This window comes from Parafrankia sp. BMG5.11, from assembly GCF_004337455.1.
Genome location: NZ_SJXI01000212.1, coordinates 1 through 4791, shown reverse-complemented (window position 1 = coordinate 4791; position 4791 = coordinate 1). Strand labels below are relative to the sequence as shown.

Genomic DNA, 4791 nt, shown 5'->3' with positions numbered 1-4791 from the left:
CGCGCGCTCGCCGCACCGCTGCGCCAGATCGCCACCAACGCCGGTCTCGAGGGCGGCGTCGTGGTCGAGAAGGTCCGCGGCCTGCCCACCGGGCACGGCCTGAACGCCGCCACCGGCGAGTACGTCGACATGATCGCCGCCGGGATCATCGACCCGGTGAAGGTCACCCGCTCGGCGCTGCAGAACGCCGCGTCCATCACCGGCCTCTTCCTCACCATCGAGGTCGTCGTCGCGGACAAGCCGGAGCCCGCGGGCGCCGGCGGCGGTGCCGACGCGGCCGCCATGGGCGGCATGGGGGGCATGGGCTTCTGATCCACCCGGCGAGCCGGGCCACCCGGTGAGCTGAGCTGAACCACCGGTGGGTGGGCCCGCGGTGCAACCTGCGGACCCACCCACCGTCGTGTCACCGGCCAGGCCTTTCCAGCCGGGCTTTCCCAGCCCGGCTTCCCCGGCCGGACGCATCCGCCGGATCGCCTCCTGCTACCGGCCGCGGGCGGCCCGGTCGTGGCGGCGATGTCCCGTCAGAGCCGTCAGCAGGTACCCAGCATGGTGTTCAGGGCCGACTTCTCAGTGCTGTCCACGGTCAGGTTGTAGTAGTACTTCACCTGAACCCAGGCCCGCGCGTAGGTGCAGCGGAAGGACGACAGCGACGGCTGCCATTCCGCGGGGTCCTTGTCGCCCTTGGACTGGTTGACGTTGTCCGTGACGGCCCACAGCTCGGGCCCGCCGAGGTCGTTCGCGTAGGTCTGGCGCTGCGTGGTGGTCCACGCCCAGGCGCCGGAGGCCCAGGCCTCCGCCAGCGGGACCATGTGGTCGATGTCCACGTCGGCCGCGGCCGTCCACGTGGCACCGTCGTACGGGCTGTACCACGATCCGGAGGTCGCGGCGCAGCTGCTGTTCACGACCACACCGGTACCGTCGCGCTTGAGGACCTGTTCCCGGGTGTTACAGGCGCCACTCACGGTGATCCAGTGCGGGAAAAGGTCGCGGTCATAGGTCGACGCATGCGATTCCGCCGCTACCGTCAGCGAATTCAGCCTGGTCAGGGCCGTGCTCGCCGAGGGAATGTTCGGGGGCGTTGCCCCGGCAGGCGCGGCCGCGAACAGCACACACGCGACAATCGCGGCCACGGCCACGGCGGCCACTTTCAGGAGGCGGGAGGCCACAGGGGTACTCCTGACCAGTTTCACCGTGGCCTGCCGGACCGCAGACTCAGTGAACGGCGAAACTCACCGGAGAATGGCAACAGCCCGCACCGGAAACAGGAGCAGATACACGAATCAACGGTGAACCTTCGGGGACGGCCACCGGCCCGCCAAAAAGATCTGTGTCATTCATTCGAAATTGCGGTGAACCTTGGACGCAACGCCGGACCGGTGGCCCGGTCACCCACGCGGCTCCGCGCGGAATCACGCCGGAGCGATGCCCGGCACGGTGGCCGCCGCCCGGTAGGGCCGGTCACCGATGGTCATGGACGAGCCACGTCGGCCGGGCCGTCGGGCCGCGGAGAGCGGGGCCGGCGCCCCGGCACGACCGGCCACCGGAGCCGCCTGTGCGAGGTGACACGTCCCGCCGGCCCGCGGTGATTCCGGGGCGCACGACCGTGAGGCATCCGCCCGAGCTCGCGGGCGCCCGCGCGAATGCCTACCGCGTCACCCGCCGATTTGCTATGTTGCTGGCCGGAAACTGGGGAACGCAGAAGCTCAACCGACTGTCGGCCGTAGGCACAGCCGAGCTGGGCCCGGCCGAATTTTTGAGAGGGGCCGTGCCGCGTGTTCAAGCAGGTCTGCTTCTTCAAGAAGCGCCCGGACATGACAACGGAAGAGTTCCTGGACTACTACGAGAATCAGCACACACAGCTGGCGAAGAAGATCGGGAAGCCGGCCATACCGAACGCGGTCCGGTACGTGCGACGTTACCTGACTCCCGTCGAGAACCCGGTGACCGGAGAAATCCACGACAGCGGTTACGACTGCATCATGGAGATCTGGTGGAACAGCCGCGAGGACTTCGAGAACTCGCAGCGTCTCATCAGGGACCCCGAGCGGCTGCCACACACGCTGGAGGACGAGAAGAAGCTGTTCGCCACGCACGCCAACCCGATCTGCATCGTGGAGGAACACGATTCGCCGATGGGTCCCGACGGGGAGACCTACGACTGGGTTCCGGTCGTCCGCGGGTGAGCGCCCCCGAGGAACGGCAGGGACCTCCCGGCGGCTTTGACCATCAGGTCCGGTCCGGACCCGACAGGAAGCGGTTAGCCAGATGAGTGACCTTCATGATCTTCCGGCCCGGGTCTTCAGCCTCATAGAGTCGGGGGTGGTGGCCGAGTTCTCGACGGTGTCCGCGGCCGGCATTCCGATCGACACGCCCACCTACTATTTTCCGGCCGACGACATGTCGACGATCGACCTGGCAACGGGCCTGCCCAATCCGGCCAAGGCCGAGCGGGTGCGGCGCACCTCGAAGGTCGGGCTCCTGATCGAGGGCCGCCCCGAGGAACCGGTCGTGGTCATTCGCGCCCACGGTGCGGTGCGCGACAGCGACATCCAGGCCAACGCCATCCGCTATCTCGCCGAGACCGGCTACGAGGGGATCAGCCACGGCATCACGTGGGAGGAGGCGCGCAAGGCCGTCACCTACTGGTCTCGGATCATCATCGAGAACAAGCCCGAACGGGTGTACTGGTGGGACAGCCACGCGGCCCTCGACGACCCACCGCAGGTGTGGTCCGCGGCGCCCGACACGGTCTACCCGACATCCGACCCCTCGCCCGCCCGCAGGATGAAGCGGTCGGCCTGGCCGGTCCGTCCCTGGCAGGACGTGGCCAGGGAGGCCGTGGAGGGCGGCACTCCGGCGCATCTGTCGGTGCTCGACGAGGACGGCTTTCCGCTTCCGATGCGGGCGACCTCCTTCGAGCTGACAGCCGAGGGCTTCCGGCTGGCGGTGCCCACGGGCACCCCCTGGCGGCTGCGGGGCAGGGCGTCGCTCACCTTCGCGGGTTTCCGTACCTTCGTCGGCGACGCCGGAGCGGACGGCGGCGACCGCGTCCTGTTCCGCGTCGAGCGCTCGCTCCCCCAGCACCCGGCGACACTCGACACGAAGCAGGTTCTCCAGCCGAGCGAGGACACCCTCGCCAAGGCGAGGGCACGGCTCGAGTACGAGGCTGAGCGGCGCGGCCAGTCCCTCCCAGTCATCCCGGCGGACCCCCCGCCACGGACCCGCATCGCGTTGATCCGCCGGGCGCGCATCGCCAGCGACGCACCGATCACCGGCATCACCGAGGAGCACGGGAACCGGAGGACCTGACCCACCCGCCGCGCCCGCGGGCGGTACGCCGGGCCGCGGGCCGGCTCTCGTCCTTGGCAGCGGCCGGCCCGGTGGGCCGGTCTCACCTCGCCTGCTCGACGACGCGGGCGGCGACGGTGAGCGTCGCCGCCGCCGCGATCGAGGTGATCGTCCGGACGTGGTTCCAGGCGGTCCAGCCGGGCAGGTACTCCGCCCACCGCCGCGCCGCGTCGACGCCGTCCGGCGACACCCCGGCCAGCGCGTCGTTGCGCGGAACGTGGTAAAAGATCGTCACCACGATCGCGACGAGGTACAGCACGCTGCCGACGAGGCGCAGTGCGGCGCCCGGCCGGTCGAGGTCCAGCGCCGCCGAGACGCCGAGGACGGCGCAGGTCAGCGCCGTGCCCAGCAGGGCCGTCATGAACCAGCCGGTGGGCGCCCACCTGTTGATGCCCTGCATCGCCTGCAGGCCCTGGGCGGGCGGCAACCCGTCGAGCGCCCGCATCACGAACACGGAGAAGGCGAAGAAGACGCCGCCCACGATGCCCGAGCCGACCGCCGAGACGACAGTGAGCGGGGCCAGCACCCGCTCCGTCATCGGGTCACCCGGCCACGGTCCGCCGCGCCGCGCGCCGGGCACGCCCCGCTGATCACGGTCGTCGTCACGGGTGTCGCCGGGTGGGTCGCCGGGTGGGTCGTCAGGTGTGTCGTCATGTGATCAGTCAAGCCCGCCCGGCCGAGACGGCCCATCGCCCAGAATCTCGGATCCATACGCGGACGTCCACCGCGACCCGTCCACGGCCCGTCCACGGCCCGGATCCCGCGCACGACCGCCCGGATCGTCCGACCCGGCCACCCGCGACCATCTGATCACTATCATTCCGGCCCGTGACTCCTCCGACGGTTGGAGCCGTCGGCTTCTCAGGCCGCTTCCGCGCCCTGACGGGCCAGCCCGACCCGAAGAATGTTGATCGCCGCGTTCACGTCGGCGTGCGCGGCATGCGCGCAGGCGACGCAGGTGAACGCGGCCTGTGTCCTGCGGTTGTCGGCGTGGCAGTGCCCGCAGACCACACACGTGCGGGAGGTGTTGGCAGGGTTGACCTCGACGACCACCCGTCCGGCACTTTCAGCCTTGGCACGCAGCACAGCGAGGAACACCCCCCACCCCGCGTCGAGAACACTCCTGTTCAACCCGGGCTTCGCCGCCTGCCCGTTCGCCAGGAACACCCCGGGCCGGTCCGGATCGGGTCTCGGTGGGGCCCGGCGGGTCATGTTCACGATCCGCAGCGCTTCCACACCCCCATATCCACCCCCACCACCACCCCGGTGGCCGGCAGCGGCCGCGCGGGCACGTCGTCGCAGGAGAGGACCACATACCAGCGGCGGCCTTCCCGCTTCACCGAGACCGTCCTGACCGTGCCCGCCACCGGCCGATGCTGGTGCACCTTGACGTGACCCACACCCTGAAGCCGGACCCGGGTCCGGGTCCGGGTCCGGGTCCGG

Annotated in this window: 5 protein-coding genes and 1 pseudogene; 3 read left to right on the top strand and 3 right to left on the bottom strand. The window is 70.3% G+C overall.

Going from position 1 to position 4791, the window contains the following annotated elements; all coding sequences use genetic code 11:
- Positions 1–312 (top strand): TCP-1/cpn60 chaperonin family protein (locus E0504_RS50055; RefSeq protein WP_306769461.1); only part of this gene is annotated, 312 nt, incomplete at its 5' end.
- Positions 313–530: 218 nt separating this feature from the next.
- On the opposite strand, the gene E0504_RS50050 is transcribed toward E0504_RS50055, so the two are convergent.
- Positions 531–1166, bottom strand: a complete 636-nt coding sequence (locus E0504_RS50050; RefSeq protein ID WP_071065223.1) for an HNH endonuclease family protein — start codon at positions 1164–1166, stop codon at positions 531–533.
- A 606-nt stretch (positions 1167–1772) separates the two neighbouring features.
- On the opposite strand from E0504_RS50050, the gene E0504_RS50045 reads away from it, so the two are divergent.
- Both E0504_RS50045 and E0504_RS50040 read left to right on the top strand, forming a co-directional pair.
- The gene (locus E0504_RS50045; RefSeq protein ID WP_071065222.1) at positions 1773–2183 is read left to right on the top strand and encodes an EthD domain-containing protein; all 411 of its coding nucleotides are present in this window, start codon (positions 1773–1775) and stop codon (positions 2181–2183) included.
- An 82-nt stretch (positions 2184–2265) separates the two neighbouring features.
- Positions 2266–3309, top strand: coding sequence for a pyridoxamine 5'-phosphate oxidase family protein (locus tag E0504_RS50040; protein ID WP_112105560.1), 1044 nt, complete (start codon positions 2266–2268; stop codon positions 3307–3309).
- An 82-nt stretch (positions 3310–3391) separates the two neighbouring features.
- On the opposite strand, the gene E0504_RS50035 is transcribed toward E0504_RS50040, so the two are convergent.
- Positions 3392–3886, bottom strand: a complete 495-nt coding sequence (locus E0504_RS50035) for a DUF1772 domain-containing protein (RefSeq protein WP_131628165.1) — start codon at positions 3884–3886, stop codon at positions 3392–3394.
- 323 nt (positions 3887–4209) lie between these two features.
- Positions 4210–4791: pseudogene (locus E0504_RS54890) on the bottom strand (zinc ribbon domain-containing protein); the annotation flags it as partial.